Origin of the sequence: Microbacterium phosphatis, from assembly GCF_049177115.1 — a bacterium.
Lineage (GTDB): Bacteria > Actinomycetota > Actinomycetes > Actinomycetales > Microbacteriaceae > Microbacterium > Microbacterium phosphatis.
Window position 1 is genome coordinate 1,872,690 of the sequence record NZ_CP185370.1, and the last position, 19,335, is coordinate 1,892,024.

The window sequence follows — 19,335 nt, forward strand, 5'->3', positions numbered from 1 at the left end:
GCCGGGGTCAGCGCGCGGCCGAGCCCTCGACGTAGTCCTCGTCGGTCGACTTCCACGCGAACAGCGCGCGGAGCTCCTTGCCCGTGGCCTCGATCGGGTGACCCTGCTCCTTCTCGCGCAGCGAGAGGAACTCCTGGGCGCCGTTGTCCTGGTCCTCGATGAAGCGCTTGGCGAAGGCACCGGTCTGGATGTCCGAGAGGACCTCCTTCATGCGCTCCTTCGTGCCGGCATCGATGACGCGGGGGCCCGAGACGTAGTCGCCGAACTCGGCGGTGTCGGAGATCGACCAGCGCTGCTTGGCGATGCCGCCCTCCCACATGAGGTCGACGATCAGCTTCAGCTCGTGCAGCACCTCGAAGTAGGCGATCTGCGGCTGGTAGCCGGCCTCGGTCAGGACCTCGAAGCCCGCCTGGACGAGGTGGCTCATGCCACCGCACAGGACGGCCTGCTCGCCGAACAGGTCGGTCTCGGTCTCCTCGGTGAAGGTCGTCTTGATGACGCCCGCACGGGTGCCACCGATCGCCTTCGCATACGAGAGGGCGGTGGCCCAGGCCTCGCCCGAGGCGTCCTTCTCGACGGCGATGATGTCCGGGATGCCGCGGCCGGCGACGTACTCGCGACGCACCGTGTGGCCCGGGGCCTTCGGGGCGACGAGGATCACGTCGACGTCCTCGGGGGCGTCGATGTAGCCGAAGCGGATGTTGAAGCCGTGCGCGAAGGCGAGGGTCTTGCCCGCGGTCAGGTTCGGCGCGATCGACTCCGAGTAGATGCCGCGCTGGTGCTGGTCCGGCGCGAGGATCATGATGAGGTCGGCCCACTTGGTCGCATCGGCGACGTTGAAGACCTGGAAGCCCTCCTCCTGCGCCTTGGGGGCCGACTTCGAGCCGTCCTTCAGCGCGATCGCGACCTCGACACCCGAGTCGCGCAGGTTCTGAGCGTGGGCGTGGCCCTGCGAGCCGTAACCGACGATCGCGACCTTCTTGCCCTGGATGAGCGACAGGTCGGCGTCGGCGTCGTAGAAGATCTCGGTGCTCACGGTGGTGTTACTCCTTGGTGGGGTTGGGGTTCTGGGTAATTCTGGAAAGACGGGAGGATCAGCCGCGCAGCACGCGCTCGGTGATCGACTTCGACCCGCGGCCGAGCGCCAGCAGGCCCGACTGGGCGAGCTCGCGGATGCCGAAGGGCTCGATCGCCTTGAGGAAGGCGTCGACCTTGCCCTTGTCGCCCGTGACCTCGATCACGAGCGCATCCGGCGCGTAGTCCACGACGTTCGCGCGGAACAGGCTCACGACCTCGAGCACGTTCGAGCGCGTCGAGTTGTCGGCGCGCACCTTCACAAGCATGTGCTCGCGCTGGACGCTGGAGGCCTGCTCGAGCTCGACGATCTTGATCACGTTGACCAGCTTGTTGAGCTGCTTGGTGACCTGCTCGAGCGGGAGCGCGTCGACATCGACGACCACGGTGATCCGGGACAGACCCGGGATCTCCGTGACGCCCACGGCGAGCGACTCGATGTTGAAGCCGCGGCGGGCGAAGAGCCCCGCCACGCGGGTCAGCAGACCCGGCTTGTCCTCGACGAGGAGGCTCAGCACGTGAGTGGTCATGTCAGTCGTCCTCGCTGAAGGCCGGAGCGTGGTCGCGGGCGTACTGGACGTAGCTGTTGCTGACGCCCTGCGGGACCATCGGCCACACCATCGCGTCGGCGCTCACGACGAAGTCGATGACGACGGGGCGGTCGTTCGTCTCGAGCGCGAGCGTGATCGCCGCGTCCACCTCTTCGGGCTTCTCGACGCGGATCGCGAGGCAGCCATAGGCCTCGGCCAGCTTCACGAAGTCCGGGATGCGGATGGTGTCGTGGCCCGTGTTCAGGTCGGTGTTCGAGTAGCGGCCGTCGTAGAACAGCGTCTGCCACTGTCGCACCATGCCCAGCGACGAGTTGTTGATGATCGCGACCTTGATCGGGATGTTGTTCAACGTGCAGGTGGCCAGCTCCTGATTGGTCATCTGGAAGCAGCCGTCGCCGTCGATCGCCCAGACCACACGATCCGGCTCGGCGACCTTGGCGCCCATCGCGGCCGGAACCGAGTAGCCCATCGTGCCGGCGCCGCCGGAGTTGAGCCACGAGTTGGGGCGCTCGTACTTGATGAACTGCGCCGACCACATCTGGTGCTGACCCACGCCGGAGGCGTACACGCCCTCCGGGCCCGTGAGCTCGCCGATGCGGCTGATCACGTGCTGCGGGGCGAGCAGTCCGTCCTTGGGCGGCGCGTAGCCGAGGGGGTACTGGTTCTGCAGGCCGCGGAGGTAGGCCCACCACTCGGCGATGTCGGTCCGGTCGCTGCGGGCGTGCAGCGCGGCGTCGAGGTCGACGAGGACGTCCTTCAGGTCGCCCACGATCGGCACGTCGGCGGTGCGGATCTTGCCGATCTCCGCCGGGTCGATGTCGACGTGCACGACCTTCGCGTTCGGGGCGAACAGCGCGGCCTTGCCGGTCACGCGGTCGTCGAAGCGCGCGCCGAGGGCGACGATGAGGTCGGCCTCCTGCAGCGCCAGCACGGCCGGGACCGTGCCGTGCATCCCGGGCATGCCCAGGTGCTGCTCGTGCGAGTCCGGGAACGCGCCGCGGGCCATCAGGGTGGTCACCACGGGGGCGCCGGACGCCTCGGCGAGGGTCTTCAGCTCCTCCGAGGCACGGGCGCGGATCACGCCGCCGCCGACGTACAGGACGGGCTTCTCGGCCTGGGCGAGCAGCGCGGCCGCTGCCTGGATCTGCTTGCCGTGCGCCTTGGTGACGGGACGGTAGCCGGGCAGGTCGATCTTCGGCGGCCAGATGAAGGGCGCCTCCGCCTGCTGGGCGTCCTTGGTGATGTCCACCAGGACGGGACCGGGGCGTCCGGTCGACGCGATCTCGTAGGCGGCGGCGATGGCGGCCGGGATCTCGGCGGCCGTCTTCACCAGGAACGAGTGCTTCGTGATCGGCATCGTGATGCCGACGATGTCGGCCTCCTGGAAGGCGTCCGTGCCCATGAGGGTGGAGAACACCTGGCCGGTGATGGCGAGCAGCGGCACCGAGTCCATGTAGGCGTCGGCGATCGCGGTGACAAGGTTCGTGGCACCCGGGCCGGACGTGGCGATGCACACGCCGACGCGGCCGCTGGCCGAGGCGTAGCCCTCGGCCGCGTGGCCGGCGCCCTGCTCGTGGCGGACCAGGATGTGCCGCAGCTTCTCGGCGGACATCAGCGGGTCGTAGACGGGGAGGATGGCGCCGCCGGGCAGGCCGAAGACGTCGTCGACGCCGAGCAGCTCGAGCGAGCGGACCACGGCCTCCGCGCCCGTGAGAACGGGAGCCGAGGACGAGGTCGAACGGGATGCGGGAGGGCGCGGCAGCACCTTCGCCGCGTCAGAAGTCGCGGAATCGGGCATGGTGATGCTTCCTTGAGTCGAGTCGAGGGGACCGCGTGACACCGTCACGGGTCAGCCGGTCGTCGCGCCCTCCGCAGCGGAGCGCACGAGTCGCGAGTACTTCGCCAGAACGCCTCGGGTGTAGCGCGGGGGCAGGGGCTCCCAGCCGGAACGGCGGGATTCGAGCTCTGCGTCGTCGACGAGTAGGTCAAGCGAGCGAGCAGCGATATCGACCCTGATCAGATCACCATCGCGCACGAAGGCGATTGGACCACCGTCCACCGCCTCCGGTGCAACATGGCCGATACACAGTCCGGTTGTGCCGCCTGAGAATCGACCGTCCGTCAAGAGTAGTACATCCTTGCCGAGCCCGGCGCCCTTGATGGCCGCGGTGACCGCGAGCATCTCGCGCATGCCCGGGCCGCCCTTGGGGCCCTCGTAGCGGATGACCAGCACGTCGCCCGCGCTGATCTCGCCGGCGGCGAGGGCGTCCATGGCCGCGCGCTCACGCTCGAACACGCGTGCGGGGCCCTCGAAGACCGAGGCGTCGAAGCCGGCGGTCTTCACGACGGCGCCCTCGGGGGCCAGCGATCCGTGCAGGATCGTGATGCCGCCCGATGCGTGGATCGGGTTGTCGAACGTGTGGATGACCTCGCCGTCGATGGGGTCGGGGTTGAGGTCCTTGAGGTTCTCGGCGAGCGTCTTGCCGGTCACGGTGAGCGCGTCGCCGTGCAACAGGCCCTCGTCGAGCATGGCCTTCATGATCACCGGGATGCCGCCGTGACGGTCGACGTCGTTCATGACGTACTTGCCGAACGGCTTCATGTCGGCCACGTGCGGCGTCTTGTCGCCGATGCGGTTGAAGTCGTGCAGCGTGAGGTCGATCTCGGCCTCGCGGGCGATGGCCAGCAGGTGCAGGACGACGTTGGTCGAGCCGCCGAGGGCCATCGCGAGCGCGATGGCGTTCTCGAAGGCCTCCTTGGTGAGGATGTCGCGGGTGGTGATGCCCTGACGCAGCAGGTTCACAACGGCCTCGCCCGAGCGGTGCGCGAAGTAGTCGCGGCGACGGTCGGCGGCGGGCGGGGCGGCGGAGCCGGGCAGGCTGAGCCCCAGCGCCTCGGCGACCGAGGCCATGGTGTTCGCGGTGTACATGCCGCCGCACGCGCCCTCACCCGGGGCGATGGCGCACTCGATGCGCTTCAGGTCCTCCTCGCTCATAAGACCGGCGCGGCAGGCGCCGACGGCCTCGAACGAGTCGATGATCGTGACGTCCTTCTCGGTGCCGTCCGACAGCTTCACCCAGCCGGGCGCGATGGATCCGGCGTAGAGGAACACGCTCGAGAGGTCGAGGCGGGCGCTCGCCATGAGCATGCCGGGGATCGACTTGTCGCAGCCGGCGAGGAGGACGCTGCCGTCGAGGCGCTCGGCCATCATGACGGTCTCGACCGAGTCGGCGATGACCTCGCGCGAGACCAGCGAGAAGTGCATGCCCTCGTGGCCCATCGAGATGCCGTCGGAGACGGAGATGGTGCCGAACTGCAGCGGGTAGCCGCCGCCGGCGTGCACACCCTCCTTGGCACCCTGAGCGAGGCGGTCCAGGCTCAGGTTGCAGGGGGTGATCTCGTTCCAGCTGGACGCGATGCCGATCTGGGGCTTGTCCCAGTCGGCGTCGCCCATTCCCACGGCCCGGAGCATGCCGCGCGACGTGGTGGCCTCGATGCCATCCGTGACGACGCGGCTGCGGGGCTTGATGTCGGGAGTTTCGGACGGTGTAGCGAGGTCGACCATGTCGGAAGTCTATGCCCGGCGCGGGATGCCTCCCGGCCGCGAGCGCAGAGCGCCACGCGAACCGCGGAGAGGTTGTTCAGGATGCTCGCGCGACAGCCAGTTCGGTGAGCAACTCTGCGAGCTCCAGCGGGTCGGCGACGCGCACCCGCGCGGCCGTCTCCCCCGGTCCGACGCGGACGCCCAGGTCGTCGTCGCCGAGGCTGCGCAGCGCGTCCTCGTCGGTGACGTCGTCGCCCGCGAACAGCACGGCCGTCGCACCGGTCTCGGCCTGCAGGGCGGCCACGGCCGTGTCCTTGCCCTCGTGCCGCCAGGCGTACTCGATCAGGTCCTTGCCGGTGCGGCGGCGCCACCCGGGCGCCTGCTCGCTCACCAGCGCGTCGACGCGATCCTGCGCCTCACGCGCACCCGCCTCGTCCGCCAGCCGGGTGTGGACGGCGAGGCCGTACGCCTTGTGCTCGATCCACGCGCCCTCGATGCCCTCGACCGCCCGCTCGGCGTCGGCCAGGAGCCGCTCGGCGACGGAGGCGTCCGCCGGATCCCCCTCGGACGGGGCCGGACCGGGCACCCCCGCGGGGCGCCAGTGCTCGGCGCCGTGCGAGCCCGCCAGCCAGACCGCCGAGTCGTCGTCATGCTCGCCGATGGCGCGCAGATCCGAGAGCTGGCGGCCGGACACGAACGCGACGGTGGTGCGCGGCAGCGCGGCCAGCCGACGGACGGCCTCGGCCGCCTCGGGCACGGCGCGGACACTCATCGGCTGGTCGCTCAGGTACGACAGCGTGCCGTCGAAGTCGAGGGCCACCAGCAGCGTGTCGGTCGCGGCCAGGGCGCGGACCTCCGCCTGCCAGGACATCAGAGCGCGCCTGCGTTGCGCGCCTGGCGCACCTTGTCGATGTCGCTGAGGAAGTCGTGCGACCAGTCCTCGACGTCGTGATCGAGCACCCGTCGGCGCAGCGCCCGCACCCGGCGCGACTGCTCGCCCGGCGACATCTCGACCGCGCGCATGATCAGGTCCTTCAGGCCGCCGATGTCGTGGGGGTTGACCAGCAGCGCGCTCGTGAGCTCGTCGGCGGCGCCGGCGAACTCGCTCAGCAGCAGCACACCGGTGTGGTCGGTGCGCGAGGCCACGTACTCCTTGGCGACGAGGTTCATGCCGTCACGGAGCGCGGTCACCAGCATCACGTCGGCGGCGAGATAGAGGGCGACCATCTCCTCGCGGGGGAACCCCTGGTGCAGGTATCGGATCGCCGTGTGGTGCATCGTGTCGAAGTCGCCGTTGATGCGGCCCACGGTGAGCTCGATCTCGTCGCGCAGGTCGGCGTAGGCGTCGACGCGCTGACGCGACGGGCTCGCGACCTGCACGAGCGTCGCGTCGCCCACGTGGAGCTTGCCGTCCTGCAGCAGCTCGCCGAACGCCTTCAGGCGATGGCGGATGCCCTTCGTGTAGTCGAGACGGTCGACACCGAGCAGGATCGTCTTCGGGTTGCCGAGCTGCTCGCGGATCTCCACCGCCCGGGCACGGACCGCCGGGTCCTGAGCCAGGTCGATGTAGGACTGGGCGTCGATCGAGATCGGGTACGCCTTCGCGATCGCGACGCGCGACGCGGACTCGCCGTCCTGGGCGGAGGCGACGACGATCTCGTTCGAGCGGGTGGTGTGGTGCAGCACGCGCCGCACCGATCGCTGGAAGTTGCCGGCGTCCGCCTGGCGCTGGAAGCCGATGACATCGGCGCCGAGGAGGCCCTCGAGCACCTGGCGACGCCAGGGCAGCTGCGAGTACAGGCCGTAGGCGGGGAATGGGATGTGGTGGAAGTAGCCGATCGTCACGTCCGGGCGCAGCTCCCGCAGGAGCTTCGGCACCAGCTGCAGCTGGTAGTCCTGGACCCAGACCACGCCGCCCTCGGCGACGGTGTCGGCGGCGGCCTCGGCGAAGCGCCGGTTCACCTTCACGTAGGACTCCCACCAGGAGCGGCGGTAGACCGGCGTCGCGATGACGTCGTGGTACAGCGGCCAGATGGTGCCGTTCGCGAAGCCCTCGTAGTAGCTCTCGATCTCGCCCGCGCTCAGCGGCACGGGGACCAGGCGCGCGCCCTCGAAGTCGAAGGGCTGGAGGTCGAGGTCGGGCTGTCCGCCCCATCCGACCCACGCGCGATCCGGCTTGCGCATCACGGGCTCGAGGGCGGTGACCAGACCACCCGGGGAGCGCCGCCAGCTCTCTTCTCCGTCGGGAGCGACCACGCGGTCGACGGGAAGGCGATTGGCGACGACGACAAGGTCTGCACGAGCGGCAGTGGCAGGCATCAGGCTCCTCCTTGGGGGCTGTGTTTTCACGGTATCAGCGGGGCCTGCTGGGCAGGAGATCGCCCGCGGGGGCTTGACTTCGGCGATAGCGTGGGTGACATGGCTCTGCGCAAATACCTCACCGGCACGGGACTCATCGGCACGCTGACGTCCGGGTACTCGATGCTCCGCGGGGCGAACGGACAGCGGTTCACCTGGCGCAGCGGCCTCGCCTGGCTCAGCTGGGGCATCACCCTCGCGCTGACGATCGGCACGCTGATGGACATCCGCCGAGCCAGCGTCGGCAAGCCGCTCTCGGACGACTCCCCCATCAAGGGCAAGGAGACGAAGTACTACTCCCCCGCCGAGGCCGAGAAGCACCTCGCGCGCCGCTCGCCGCGCCGCTGACCCCGATCCGTCTCCCCCAGGGTGAGGCGGGGGGTGAAAACCAGCTTTGAATCCGCCGGTTCGGCCGTTTCGGCGTGCCGAAACGGCCGGTCCGGCATATCGTTTGATCACCGCACCGCGGATCCGACATGGGAACCCCCCGTCCCGCTTCACCGTCACCGAGGTGCGCCGCTCGGCCCCGCCGTGACGCCTGCCCCCGCAGGAGATTCTTCAACGACCCGCACGGCCACCGGGCTCACCCCTTTCAGGTTTCTGAAGCCGGGTCGGCGTCGACCGTGCCCGGGGAGGAGAAGACGATGATCGAGACCCTTGAGATCTCGCCCACGCGCCTCAGCGACATCGTCGCGGAGCGCATCGCAGACGCCATCATCGATGGCACGATCCCGGCCGGCGCACGCGTGCGCGACCACGAGCTCGCCCAGCAGCTCGGCGTCTCGCGGATGCCCGTCCGCGAGGCCCTCCAGCGCCTGCAGCGGGTCGGCCTCATCGAGACCGCCGCCAGCCGGTACACCCGTGTCACGGAGGTCACCCCCGACCTCGCGGACTCCACCCGCCGCTTCTCGGGCCACTACCTGGTCTCGCTCGTGCGCATGGCCATCGGGGCCGTCGGCGCCGACGGTCGACCCGCCGCGGCCCAGTCCATCGCGGACCTCGCCGCGCGTCTGCAGGAGACAGGCGACGTGGTCGGCGCGCGCCGCGACCTGCACCTGCTGCTCGTCACCCTCGCGAGCAACTCGTTCATGTCGGTCATGGCATCCGACATCGGCATCGCCATCCAGCGCAACCTGAGCGCCGCGAACCTGCCCCTCGACACCCCCGAGGAGCTGGCGGCGAGCTTCCGCGAGCTGCGCGACGCGTTCCTGGCCGGCGACTCGGACGCCGCCGAGCGGATCGCCCGCGCGCAGTACGGCATCGTCGACTGACCCGACCCCGACGATCGCCCCCGAGGGGCCGGCCGACACGCCCCGCGTCGGCCGGCCCCTCTCCGTCTGCCCGAGAGGAACGGCGCGAACGACGAAGGCCCCGGTCGCTGACGCGACCGGGGCCTTGTGTGGTGCACCCCCTGGGACTTGAACCCAGAACCCACTGATTAAGAGTCAGTTGCTCTGCCGATTGAGCTAGAGGTGCATGTCGACCGGGGCGCTTTTCACTCCCTGGCAACGAGGAAAAACATTACCAGGAGTTGTCGGCGGGGGCGAATCGGGGCGGCAGATCCCGCACGTCGGGCGTGTCCACGCGCACGGACAGCCACGTCCCGACGCGGCGGTGCGATCCGCGCCGCTCAGGCGGTCGCCCAGGCCCCGTGGGTGATGCGCCGGCGCATGATCGTGCCGCCGGTCTCGCGCGCGAGCCGTTCGGCCTCCCGCCACGGAAGCGGGCCTATCGCCCGCGTCACGACCCCGGGGCGCCGCACCGCGTACTCGAACCAGAACTCGCCCCCATCGTCATCGATGTCGCTCATGCGGTCTAGGAGACACAACACCCGGCGGAGATACGCGGATCAGGGGAACGAGACGAGCGCGAGGCCCTCCTTGGTGTCGGCGAGGATGACGAACCCCTTGCCGAAGCCGTAGGTCATGCCGCCCTCGACGAACGGGTCGCCGAAGTACTGGAAGCCGTCCTCCTCGGACGCGGTCCATCCCTCGTCCGCGAGGAATGCGGTCCACTTCTTGCGCCCGGCCGCATCGAGCGGCGCCCAGCCGTAGATCTGCACACCGTGGTCGGTCGGCACCTCCGGGTTGCCCCACTTGCAGGTGATGCCGCCGGGCACCGACGTCGTTGCCGGGTCGCCGAAGGCGAACGGCTCCGCGATGGCCTCGAGGCCGTACTCCTCGAAGTCGGCGACGAGCGTCTTGGGGATGATCGTCGCGCAGGTCGGCTCGGCATCCGGATCGACCGTGGACTGGCCGCCGGGCGAGGTGGCGCCCGGCGCCGGGGCGCCCTGAGGCGTGCACGCCGCCAGCGTGAAGGTCGCCGCGACGGCGAGCAGCAGGGCCGCCGCGCGACGCGGCGCGCTCATGACGTCACCGGCGGAGCGCCGTGCAGCACGTCCAGGATCGCGTTGTGCAGCACGCCGTTGGTCGCGACGGACGAGCCGGTGGCGATCGAGGGCTCACCCTCGAACGACGAGAACCGGCCCCCCGCGGCCGTGACGATTGCGGCGGCCGCCGCGAGGTCGTACTCCTTGACGTCGAACTCGCCGACCATCTCGAGGCGCCCCTCGGCGAGCAGCATGTACGACCAGATGTCGCCGTAGGCACGGTCGCGCCACACGCGGCGGGTGAGGGCGAGCAGCGCGTCCAGGTGACCGGCACGGTCCCACTGCGCGATGCTCTGGAAGCTGACGCTCGCGTCATCGAGCGAGTCGACACCCGACACCCGGATCGCGCGCGAGGCGCCATCCGGGGTGCTCGTGAACGCGCCGAGCCCCTCGGCGCCCCACCAGCGGCGACCCCAGGCCGGCGAGCTGACGACGCCGAGGCGCACCACACCATCGATCTGGAGGCCGATCATCGTGCCCCAGGCGGGCACGCCGCGCAGGAAATTGGCGGTGCCGTCGATCGGATCGATGATCCAGCGACGCGAGGTGGGCGCGTCGGCGCCGTACTCCTCGCCGAAGACGCTGTCGTGCGGCCGGTGCTCGGCCAGCAGCGCGCGCACCGCGCGCTCGGCCGCGAGGTCGGCGTCGGTCACGTGCGTGCGATCGGCCTTCCGCGACACGTCGAGGTCGGCCGCGTCGAACCGCGGGAGCGTCTGCGCGTCGGCGGCGTCGGCGAGCAGCAGCGCGAGCTGCAGGTCGGCGTCGAGGGAACCAGGCGCAGCGGGGGAAGTCACGTCTCGAGGATACCGGCGACCCCCGACACGCCCACCCCCGCCCGGCCTTCTGTGACGTCCCACAGGATTCGGTCCGCCGCGATCCGCGCGACCGTGGTCGGAGCGACGGCGGTCGCTACGGCGCGACCGGGAAGTGCGACGCGACCGCGACGCGGTTCCACGCGTTGATCTCGATCACGAGCCACGTGATGGCCGAGATCTGCGTGTCGTCGAGGGCGTCGGAGGGCTGGACGTCGCGGCCCGGGATGCGGCCATGATCGCGCTGCAGCGTGATGGTCTCGGCGAGCTGCAGGGCCGCACGCTCGGCCTCGCTGAAGTACTGCGACTCCCACCAGGCCGCCACAACGGCCAGGCGGTCGAAGGTCTCCCCCGCCTTGATCGCGTCACGCGTGTGCATACGCAGGCAGAAGGCGCAGCCGTTCAGCTGGGACGCGCGGATCTTCACGAGCTCGATGAGCCTCTCGTCGAGACCCGACGCGACGGCGGCCGTCTCGACGACGCCGCTGAGCGACATCATCGCCTGGTAGGCCTCGGGGTGCAGCTTCGCGATGTTGACGTGATGGGACATGACTCTCCTCTCGCCGCGCCCGTTGCGCGGCTTCACTCCGACTGACCACGCAGCCCGCCCGGTTGTGACGGCCGAGGTGCCGGCGGGCCCGGGCGCGGGGCCCGCGTAGGATCGGAGGCGTGCTCATCGGCGTCATCCGTCCCACCGAATCCCGCGATCTGACCGCCGAGGGCGAGACGCTCGAGGCGATTCACGACGCCTTCATGGCGCAGGTGCCCGAGGGCTGGCAGTTCACCCACTCGAGCGTCGCGATGCCCAAGGGGTCGAAGGCCCTCACCGCGACGGGCCGCATGGCGCGCTGGGGCGAGACGCGCGAGATCGAGGCGCCGGACCTCGATGCGCTGCACACCGCCGTGCCCGAAGGCTGGTCGCTGATGTCGGTGCGACGCGCCTGAGCCAGCGCGTCCGAGTCACCGCGCCTGAGCCAGGGCGCCCGAGTCAGCCCGCCCAGGGCATGCGCTCGGACCGCGCCGGCTGACCGGTCGCCACGGCCTCGCGCAGGAGCAGGCCGAGGTAGTGGTCCTGCGCCGCGTCGGCGAGGTCGTAGATCGCGGCGCCGCCCCGCACGTGCGCGAGCATGCCGAGCAGCACGCGCGCGATCCCGATCTCATCGTCGGCGATCCGCGCCGGCGCGAGCTCGTTGTGATCGAGCCATCGCCCGTCCAGCTGGTAGCCGCGCAGGTACATGCCCTCGTGGCTGCCCGCCGCGCCCGCGTCGAGCCGCACGATCTCCGACCGCACCGGCGTGCGGTGGTCTACCTGGCGGCGCACGGTCGTGTCGCGCAGCTCGCCGTGCGACCCGCGCAGCTGCAGCCGCGGTGTCCGGATCCACGATCGGTACTGCTGATCGTCGAAGTCGTAGACACCCAGGCGCCCATCCCAGTCGAACCAGGCGAGGCTGCGCGTCGACGTCGCCAGGCGGTCCTCGACCGGATCGCCCGCGCGGTCCGGCCCCCACATCACGGGAGCGGTCGCCTGCATCGCGCGGATGGTCACGGGGTCGAAGCCCGTCCCGAGCGCGCGGCGCAGGACGCTGATGCCGTGGTACTCGTGCGCGATCGCGACATCGGCCTGCAGGACGTCGCCGATCAGTCCGGATGCGCCGACGGAGAGCTGCGCCGCGACCAGCGGCTCGAGGTGGTACTGCTCGGCGACCTGGATCACCGCGCCCTCGCGGACGAGGCGGTCGAGGGCGATCAGCCCCGCCACGTCCGGCGCCGGGGGCGTCTCGACCATGACCGAGCGCCCCGCCGCGACGAGCTGCGCGACGATGCCCGGCGCCTTGTCGCCCTGCACCGCCACGAACACGAAGTCGGCGTCGCACTCGGCGGCGAGCGCGACCACGTCGGTCCACACCCGCACGCCGTACTCGTCCTCGAGCGACGACACGCGCTCGGGGCGACGGGTGGCGATGCCTGTCAGGGTCAGCCTCCCGTCCAGGCGGGCGACGATGCGGGCGATGAGCCCCGCCCGGTAGCCGTCTCCGACGATGGCGAACGTTCCGGGCTCATGCGGATCCATCTGGCCAGCGTAGGGGGCCGTGAAGGGTGCGCGGGCGGCGTGCCACGGCGGCCCCAGTCCCGTCAAGTGGGAGGCACGGCGGGCGCGCACCGGCTTACATGGGTGCATGAGCACGACTGAGCATGACCCCGCGACGCCCACGGGCAAGCCAGGGCTGAGAGAGATCCACCGGGTGTCGTGGTGGCACGTGCTGAAGAAGAGCGTGCACGAGTTCATCGACGACGAGTGCCGCGACCTCGCCGCCGGCCTCACCTTCTACACCGTGCTGTCACTGGTGCCCGCGGCGATCGTGGCTTTCTCGCTCCTGGGCGTCATCGGCCAGGATCAGGAGGCGGCCGACGCGGTGCTCGGGGTGCTGCAGCAGGCGGCGCCCGACGCGGCGGAGTCGCTGCGCGGGCCGATCGAGGAGCTCTCCAGCTCGCCCGTCGCCCGATACGCCCTGGGAGGCGGGATCCTGATCGCCATCTGGACCTCGTCGCTCTACGTGAGCGCGTTCGGGCGCGCGATGAACCGCATCTGGGAGACCAAGGAGGGCCGCCCCTACTGGAAGCTCAAGGGGTCGCAGCTGCTCGTCACCGTGCTGGCGATCGTGCTCGTCGCGCTCGCAGGGATCCTGCTGCTCGTCTCGGGCGACATCGCCGAGGCCGTCGGCCAGGCGCTCGGGGTGGGCGAGACGGGCCTGCTCGTGTGGCGCATCGTCCGGTGGCCCGCGCTGGTGGTGATCGTGGTCTTCTTCGTCGCGGTGCTGTACTACTTCACCCCGAACTCGCGGCAGCCCAACTTCCGCTGGATCAGCGTCGGCGCCTTCATCGCGATCGGCCTCCTCGCCCTCGCCAGCGTGGGATTCGGGATCTACGTGAGCCTCTCCGGCAGCTACGAGCGCACCTACGGCTCTCTCGCCGGCGTGGTGATCTTCCTGGTGTGGACCTGGATCGCCAACGGCGCCCTGCTGTTCGGCGCGCAGTTCGACGCCGAGCTCGAGCGCACCCGCGAGCTGCAGGCCGGCGTCGCCGCCGAGGACCGCATCCAGCTGCCCCCGCGCGACACGAAGCGGTTCGAGAAGCTCGCCGACCGCGCCGCCAAGGACCGCGCGGAGGCGCGCCGCATCCGTCACCGCCCGTGAATGCGGAAGACCCCCGTGATCCGAGGATCGCGGGGGTCTTCTGCGGCATTCCACAAGCTGTGCGACAACGTCCGTGGAGCTGGGGGGAATCGAACCCCCGTCCAGCACTGAGTCTCTGGGGCTTCTCCGGGCGCAGTCTGTGAAAGCGTTCTGCTCGGCTCCGACCTTTGTCACAGACACCTAAGTCGACGAGCCCAGTCGAGGAAGAGTCCCGCGAGACGTCTCGACACCGTCTCACAGCAAGATCCCTAGATGACGCCAGAATCCGTGTCGGGATCACCCACGGTCTGACGGACTATCGGGCTCGCTTAGGCAGCGAGAGCGAAGTCAGTGCGCTTGGAGTTGGCACTTGTTGGTTTGCAGGGAGCGTTAACGAGATAACCCCGCATCCTCGGCCCGCTTCTCGCAGATTCGCAAGCACTGTCGAAACCGATCAGCCCCGTCGAATCCTTCGCATGAAGGAGGCGTTGTCGCACTGTGGAATTGCCAGGCCCGAGGGCCGCTCTCGACGAAGTCGCCGAGCATCACAGTCTACAACGGATCGGCACGCCGACCTATTCCGCGGCCCCCGCCTCGCGTCATTGCACGGTTCGGCGATCGGGTCAAGCCACAAGCGGATGCGCCTCGGACCGCGTTACATGGTCATCCCAGACCAAGCGGTAACGGAGAGGAAGACCATGTCGCAGAACTATGGTGCGGTTCCGCCGTCGAACACGACGGACTACGAATCGGGAGTCGTCGGCCACGGATCGCCGGGTGGCGTCGTCGGAGGGTCTTCGGGTGATTCCAGCCGGACCGAGGCCGCGAAGCACGAGGCGTCGGACCTCAAGGACACGGCGCGCGCTGAGGCGGGTCACGTAGCGGAGACCGCCAAGCACGAGGCGTCGGCCGTCGCACACGAGACGAAGGCCCAGGCCAAGCAGGTCTACGCCCAGACCCGTCGCGAGCTGACCGATCAGGCCGCCACCCAGCAGCAGCGGGTCGCGGAGGGGCTCCGGTCCATCGGCGACGAGCTCCAGTCGATGGCGCGCGGCTCCGAGAACCCCGGCATGGCGACCGAGTTCGTCGAGATGGCGTCCACGCGCCTGTCGGACGCGTCGTCGTGGCTCTCCCAGCGCGACCCCGGCTCGCTGATGCACGAGGTCAAGACCTTCGCGCGGCGCAAGCCCGGCATGTTCATCGCCGGTGCGCTCGTCGCGGGCCTCGCCGCGGGGCGCCTGACCCGCGCGCTGGCCGAGAACGCGAAGGATGAGCACGACGCCAGCGGATCCGGCGTCGTTTCCACCGGCACGGCCGGCACCGTGGGCACGCCCTCGACCACGGCGACGCCCGGCACGGTCGGCACGCCCGGCACCGTGGGCACCCCCGGCACCGTGGCCGGCGCAGCCGTCGGCTCGCCGGCGGTGGTCGGCTCGGAGCCCGCGCCGATGTACGACCAGACCCGCGCCGCGAACCCCGCGGCCGAGCCGGGATTCACGCCCGGCGGCGTGACCGGGGAGGCGCGCGATGGTCTCTGATCCCACACCGTCCGAGCAGAAGGCGGCCTCCACGTCGCTCGGCGACCTGCTGGGCGAAGTGACCCAGGATCTCTCGGTGCTGATCCGCCAGGAGATCGCGCTGGCGAAGGCCGAGCTGAAGGACTCCGCGACCAAGGCGGGTACCGGAGCGGGGCTGATGGGCGGCGCCGGCTACGGCGCCCTCATGGCCGTGTTCTTCCTGTCGGTCGCCCTCTGGTGGGGTCTCGGCCAGCTCGTCGGGCTCGGCTGGTCGGCCGTGATCGTCGCACTCATCTGGGCGGCGATCGCCGCGGTCCTGTTCGTCATGGGCCGCAAACAGATCAAGGAAGTGAAGGGCGCTCCCCGCACGGTGGAGACGCTGGGGAAGATCCCCGACGCCCTCAAGAGGAATGAGGAGAACCGATGACCGATTCACCCGAGGCGATCCGCGCCGAGATCGAGCGCACCCGCCGTGAACTCAGCTATGACGCCGACGCCCTCGTCGACAAGGTGACGCCGTCGAAGATCGCGCACCGGCAGACGGACAAGATCAAGGGCGCCTTCTCCTCCGTTCGCGAGCGGGTCATGGGCGCGGCCGATGACGCCGGATCCTCGCTGCACGGCGCGACATCCGCCGTCGCCGGCGGGGCGTCCGACGCCACGCACCGTGCGGTGCGCAAGGCGGAGGGCAACCCGCTCGCCGTGGGCGCCATGGCGTTCGCCGCCGGTCTGATCATCTCCTCGCTGATCCCCGCGTCCGAGAAGGAGAAGGAGATCGCGGAGGGCGTGAAGGAGCAGGCGCAGCCACTGGTCGACGAGGCCAAGCACGTCGCCCAGCAGGTCGGAGAGGACCTGAAGGAGCCCGTGCAGCAGGCGGCCACGGCGGTCAAGGACACAGCGCAGGACGCGGTGTCGAACGTCCGCGATGACGCGCAGGACTCGGCGGGCACGGTGCGCGACCGCGCACAGGAGGCCCGCGACACCCTCGGCAACAGCTGAGGCGAGTGCGGCGAGAGGGCGGCGGTTCACACCGCCGCCCTCTTTCGCGCGCCGGCGGGCCCGCGCGTGTCGCGCGATCCCCAGGGCACTACTGTGTGTCCATGGCAGACCCGAGCCACGTCCCACCCGCACGCCCGGACACCGCGGTCCCGAGGCGAGAGGGCGCGCCCGCGCGCCTGGCGCGCATGATCCGGATCCCCACCGTCAGCGCCGAGCGCGACGCACGCGGGCAGGGCCCCTTCGACGAGTTCGCCGCGCTGCTAGGCGAGCTGTACCCCCGGGTGCACAGCACCCTGGAGCGCGAGCGGATCACCGAGCTCGGCCTGCTGTACCGGTGGCCGGGGGCGTCGCCGTCCGCCCCGGTGGTGCTGATGGCGCACTACGACGTTGTGCCCGCCTCCGAGGACGACGGCTGGCACCACCGGCCGTTCGACGGCGTGATCGAGGACGGCGTTGTGCACGGCCGCGGCGCGCTGGATGACAAGGGGCCCCTTCTCGTCATCCTCGAGGCGGTCGAGGATCTGCTCGCGGCGGGGTTCACGCCGGCACGCGATGTCTATCTCTCCTTCGGCGGCGACGAGGAGACGTATGGGGGCGCCGCGGCCGCGATCGCCCGCACGCTGCGGGACCGATCGATCACCCCGTGGCTGGTGCTCGACGAGGGCGGCGCGGTCGTCGAGGCGCCGCTGCCGTTCGTGCGCGGACGGGCGGCGATGATCGGCCTCGGCGAGAAGGGCGTCGCGACGTTCCGCATCCGCGCGCGGGGAGACGGGGGCCATGCGTCCGCCCCCCGCGGGCTCACCGCGATCGGCCGCATCGCCCGCGCCATCGGGCGGCTCGACGCCGGCACCTTCGCGCCCCGCGCCACCCCCACCGTCACGCGCATGATCCGCGCCCTCGCCTCGCGCGCGCCGGGCCTGGGCGGGGTGCTGCTGCGCCTGCTCGCGTCGGCCCCGCCTCTCACCGCGCGGGTCCTGGCCCGCCTCGGCGGCGAGCCCGCGGCCCTCGTGCGCACCACGATCGCGGCGACCCTCGCGGACGGCGGATCGGCCGCGAACGTGCTGCCGGCGCAGGCCTCCGCGACGCTCAATGTGCGGATCCTGCCGGGCGAGACCGTCGCCACGTCGCTCGCGCGCATCCGGCGGCGGATCCGCGATCCGAAGGTGGAGGTGGAGGTCATCGAGGGCTCGGACCCGTCGCCCGAGTCCTCGGCCGACGGGCCGCAGTTCGCGGCGATCGCCGCGGCCTCGCGCACGGCCTTCCCCGATGCGCTGCCGGCGCCGTACCTGATGATGCAGGCCAGCGACTCCCGCCACTTCCACCGTCACTCCCCCGCCGTCTTCCGCTTCGCCCCGCTGGAGATGAGCGGCGAGGAGCGGGCGGCCATCCACGGCGTCGACGAGCGCGTCGAGATCGCCTCACTCGAGCGGGGCCGCGACTTCCACGTCGCGCTGCTCACGAACCTGCCGGAGGGCGATTGAGCACTCTCATCCGCGCCACGCCGCGCCTCGGCGCCCTCGCCGCCGTCGTCGGCGTCCTCGCGTTCGTCGAGTTCACCAGCGGCGTGCTGCAGGGGTACTACACCCCGATGCTCACCGACATCGCGCGTCATCTGGGCATCCACGACGCCGATGTGAACTGGCTCGAAGGGTCGCAGCTGATGCTGTCGGCGCTGGTCGTGCCGGTGTTCGCGAAGCTCGGCGACATGATCGGCCACAAGCGCATGCTGCTCGTGTCGACGGCGCTCACCGCCGTCGCCTCGTTCGCCCTGCCGTTCACCGACTCGTTCGCGGTCTTCCTCGTGGCCTGGGCGCTGCAGGGGTTCTACGTCGTGTGGCTGCCGCTCGAGATCGCGCTGATCTGGTCGCGGGCGAGGGCCACCGGATCCGGATCGATCCTCACGGCTCGCGCGGCCGGGCTGCTGGTGGCGGCGCTCGAGGGCGGTGCCATCACGGGCGCACTCGTCGGCGGTGCGCTCGTCGACGCGCTGCCCCTGTGGATCGTGCTGCTGGTGCCGGCCGTGGCGGTCGCGGTCTGCTTCGTGGTGATCCTGCTGTGGGTGAGCGAGTCGCCCCAGCTCACCGGCGGCCGTCTCGACACCGGGGGCGTTGTGCTGCTCACGCTCGCGCTCGCGGCGTTCACCGGCGGCCTCAGCCTGCTGCGCCTGGACGGCGGTGTCCTCGCCTGGGCGCTTGTCGTCGCCGGCGCCCTCCTGATCTGGCCGTTCGCTCTGTGGGAGCTGCGCGTGCCGGATCCGCTGGTCGACGTCCGCATGTTCGCCGACAAGACCCTGTGGCCGGTGTTCCTGACCGCCGGCCTGTTCGGTGTCAGCGTGCTCGGGGCGCAGGCGCCGCTGTCGACGTTCGCGCGCACGGATCCGGCCGTCTACGGCTACGGACTGGGCACGGCCGGCTTCGCGACCTCGCTGATCATCGGGCTGTACCTGATCGCCATGATCGCCGGGGCGCTCGTGTACCCCGTGGTCGCGCGCCGCCTCACCCCGCGGATCGCCCTGATCGGCGCCTCGATGCTCGTGGGCCTCGGGTACCTGCTGTTCCTGCCCTTCCACGACACCTACGCGCAGCTCGTGACCAACATGGCGATCGCCGGCATCGGATCCGGTGCGCTCGTGGCGGCGCTGCCCGCCGCCGCGGCCTCCGCCGCCCCCTCGTGGGCCACGGGGCAGGCCACCGGCCTCACCAACGGCGTCAAGACCGTCGGCGGGGCGATCGCCTCCTGCGTGTTCGGCATCGCGCTCGTCCACGGCACGGGCGGCGTCGCCGAGGCGACCGCCGGTTCCTTCGCGGGATACGTCACGGTCTGGATCGTCTGCGGCGTCACCGCGCTCGCCGCGGCCGCGGCGCTGGTCTTCGTCCCGAAGGACGCGTTCACCGACCGCGCGCACTGAGCGCGCGGCC

The 19,335-nt window shown here is 70.8% G+C and carries 20 protein-coding genes, 1 tRNA gene and 1 other RNA gene; 9 read left to right on the forward strand and 13 right to left on the reverse strand.

Annotated elements, in window-relative coordinates; genetic code table 11:
- Positions 1 to 7 precede the first annotated feature (7 nt).
- The 6 genes from ilvC to ACOKGD_RS08990 form a co-directional block, all read right to left on the reverse strand.
- Positions 8 to 1,036, reverse strand: coding sequence for a ketol-acid reductoisomerase (gene ilvC / locus ACOKGD_RS08965; RefSeq protein ID WP_342334523.1), 1,029 nt, complete (start codon positions 1,034 to 1,036; stop codon positions 8 to 10).
- A gap of 58 nt (positions 1,037 to 1,094) precedes the next feature.
- Positions 1,095 to 1,604 (reverse strand): acetolactate synthase small subunit, encoded by a 510-nt coding sequence (ilvN, locus tag ACOKGD_RS08970; protein ID WP_342334522.1) that lies wholly within the window; start codon positions 1,602 to 1,604, stop codon positions 1,095 to 1,097.
- Between the two features lies 1 nt (position 1,605).
- Positions 1,606 to 3,423 carry an acetolactate synthase large subunit gene (locus ACOKGD_RS08975; RefSeq protein WP_342334521.1) on the reverse strand — a complete coding sequence of 606 codons (1,818 nt, stop codon included), beginning with the start codon at positions 3,421 to 3,423 and terminating at the stop codon, positions 1,606 to 1,608.
- Between the two features lie 51 nt (positions 3,424 to 3,474).
- The gene (gene ilvD / locus ACOKGD_RS08980; protein ID WP_342334520.1) at positions 3,475 to 5,190 is read right to left on the reverse strand and encodes a dihydroxy-acid dehydratase; all 1,716 of its coding nucleotides are present in this window, start codon (positions 5,188 to 5,190) and stop codon (positions 3,475 to 3,477) included.
- A 76-nt stretch (positions 5,191 to 5,266) separates the two neighbouring features.
- Positions 5,267 to 6,040, reverse strand: coding sequence for a trehalose-phosphatase (gene otsB / locus ACOKGD_RS08985; RefSeq protein WP_342334519.1), 774 nt, complete (start codon positions 6,038 to 6,040; stop codon positions 5,267 to 5,269).
- Positions 6,040 to 7,488, reverse strand: coding sequence for an alpha,alpha-trehalose-phosphate synthase (UDP-forming) (locus tag ACOKGD_RS08990; RefSeq protein ID WP_342334518.1), 1,449 nt, complete (start codon positions 7,486 to 7,488; stop codon positions 6,040 to 6,042). The genes otsB and ACOKGD_RS08990 overlap by 1 nt, the downstream gene beginning before the upstream one ends.
- A gap of 99 nt (positions 7,489 to 7,587) precedes the next feature.
- Between ACOKGD_RS08990 and ACOKGD_RS08995 the strand changes: the two genes are divergently transcribed.
- Positions 7,588 to 7,875, forward strand: a complete 288-nt coding sequence (locus tag ACOKGD_RS08995; RefSeq protein WP_342334517.1) for a hypothetical protein — start codon at positions 7,588 to 7,590, stop codon at positions 7,873 to 7,875.
- A 296-nt stretch (positions 7,876 to 8,171) separates the two neighbouring features.
- Positions 8,172 to 8,798, forward strand: a complete 627-nt coding sequence (locus ACOKGD_RS09000; protein ID WP_342334516.1) for a GntR family transcriptional regulator — start codon at positions 8,172 to 8,174, stop codon at positions 8,796 to 8,798.
- A 129-nt stretch (positions 8,799 to 8,927) separates the two neighbouring features.
- On the opposite strand, the gene ACOKGD_RS09005 is transcribed toward ACOKGD_RS09000, so the two are convergent.
- From ACOKGD_RS09005 to ACOKGD_RS09025, 5 genes are all read right to left on the reverse strand, one after another.
- Positions 8,928 to 9,003: transfer RNA gene (locus tag ACOKGD_RS09005), tRNA-Lys, on the reverse strand.
- A gap of 154 nt (positions 9,004 to 9,157) precedes the next feature.
- Positions 9,158 to 9,337: a hypothetical protein gene (locus ACOKGD_RS09010; RefSeq protein WP_342334515.1), complete on the reverse strand. Its 180-nt coding sequence runs from the start codon at positions 9,335 to 9,337 to the stop codon at positions 9,158 to 9,160.
- A gap of 39 nt (positions 9,338 to 9,376) precedes the next feature.
- A complete protein-coding gene (locus tag ACOKGD_RS09015; RefSeq protein ID WP_342334514.1) occupies positions 9,377 to 9,895 on the reverse strand; it encodes a hypothetical protein in 519 nt (172 codons plus the stop codon).
- Positions 9,892 to 10,710: an inositol monophosphatase family protein gene (locus ACOKGD_RS09020; protein WP_342334513.1), complete on the reverse strand. Its 819-nt coding sequence runs from the start codon at positions 10,708 to 10,710 to the stop codon at positions 9,892 to 9,894. The genes ACOKGD_RS09015 and ACOKGD_RS09020 overlap by 4 nt, the downstream gene beginning before the upstream one ends.
- A gap of 115 nt (positions 10,711 to 10,825) precedes the next feature.
- Positions 10,826 to 11,278, reverse strand: a complete 453-nt coding sequence (locus ACOKGD_RS09025) for a carboxymuconolactone decarboxylase family protein (protein ID WP_342334512.1) — start codon at positions 11,276 to 11,278, stop codon at positions 10,826 to 10,828.
- 119 nt (positions 11,279 to 11,397) lie between these two features.
- On the opposite strand from ACOKGD_RS09025, the gene ACOKGD_RS09030 reads away from it, so the two are divergent.
- Entirely contained in the window at positions 11,398 to 11,673 is a 276-nt protein-coding gene (locus tag ACOKGD_RS09030; RefSeq protein ID WP_342334511.1) for a hypothetical protein, read from the forward strand.
- A 43-nt stretch (positions 11,674 to 11,716) separates the two neighbouring features.
- On the opposite strand, the gene ACOKGD_RS09035 is transcribed toward ACOKGD_RS09030, so the two are convergent.
- A complete protein-coding gene (locus ACOKGD_RS09035; RefSeq protein WP_342334510.1) occupies positions 11,717 to 12,799 on the reverse strand; it encodes a Gfo/Idh/MocA family protein in 1,083 nt (360 codons plus the stop codon).
- 106 nt (positions 12,800 to 12,905) lie between these two features.
- Between ACOKGD_RS09035 and ACOKGD_RS09040 the strand changes: the two genes are divergently transcribed.
- On the forward strand, positions 12,906 to 13,922 hold the full coding sequence (locus ACOKGD_RS09040) for a YihY/virulence factor BrkB family protein (RefSeq protein ID WP_342334509.1): 1,017 nt from the start codon (positions 12,906 to 12,908) through the stop codon (positions 13,920 to 13,922).
- A gap of 71 nt (positions 13,923 to 13,993) precedes the next feature.
- On the opposite strand, the gene ssrA is transcribed toward ACOKGD_RS09040, so the two are convergent.
- Positions 13,994 to 14,363, reverse strand: a transfer-messenger RNA (tmRNA) gene (gene ssrA, locus ACOKGD_RS09045).
- 236 nt (positions 14,364 to 14,599) lie between these two features.
- On the opposite strand from ssrA, the gene ACOKGD_RS09050 reads away from it, so the two are divergent.
- From ACOKGD_RS09050 to ACOKGD_RS09070, 5 genes are all read left to right on the forward strand, one after another.
- Positions 14,600 to 15,439: a hypothetical protein gene (locus ACOKGD_RS09050; RefSeq protein ID WP_342334508.1), complete on the forward strand. Its 840-nt coding sequence runs from the start codon at positions 14,600 to 14,602 to the stop codon at positions 15,437 to 15,439.
- Entirely contained in the window at positions 15,429 to 15,845 is a 417-nt protein-coding gene (locus ACOKGD_RS09055; protein WP_342334507.1) for a phage holin family protein, read from the forward strand. Before ACOKGD_RS09050 ends, ACOKGD_RS09055 begins: the two co-directional genes overlap by 11 nt.
- Positions 15,842 to 16,417, forward strand: a complete 576-nt coding sequence (locus ACOKGD_RS09060) for a DUF3618 domain-containing protein (protein ID WP_342334506.1) — start codon at positions 15,842 to 15,844, stop codon at positions 16,415 to 16,417. The genes ACOKGD_RS09055 and ACOKGD_RS09060 overlap by 4 nt, the downstream gene beginning before the upstream one ends.
- Before the next feature lie 101 nt (positions 16,418 to 16,518).
- The gene (locus ACOKGD_RS09065; protein ID WP_342334505.1) at positions 16,519 to 17,898 is read left to right on the forward strand and encodes a M20/M25/M40 family metallo-hydrolase; all 1,380 of its coding nucleotides are present in this window, start codon (positions 16,519 to 16,521) and stop codon (positions 17,896 to 17,898) included.
- Positions 17,895 to 19,325: an MFS transporter gene (locus tag ACOKGD_RS09070; protein WP_342334504.1), complete on the forward strand. Its 1,431-nt coding sequence runs from the start codon at positions 17,895 to 17,897 to the stop codon at positions 19,323 to 19,325. The genes ACOKGD_RS09065 and ACOKGD_RS09070 overlap by 4 nt, the downstream gene beginning before the upstream one ends.
- The last annotated feature ends 10 nt before the right edge of the window (positions 19,326 to 19,335 follow it).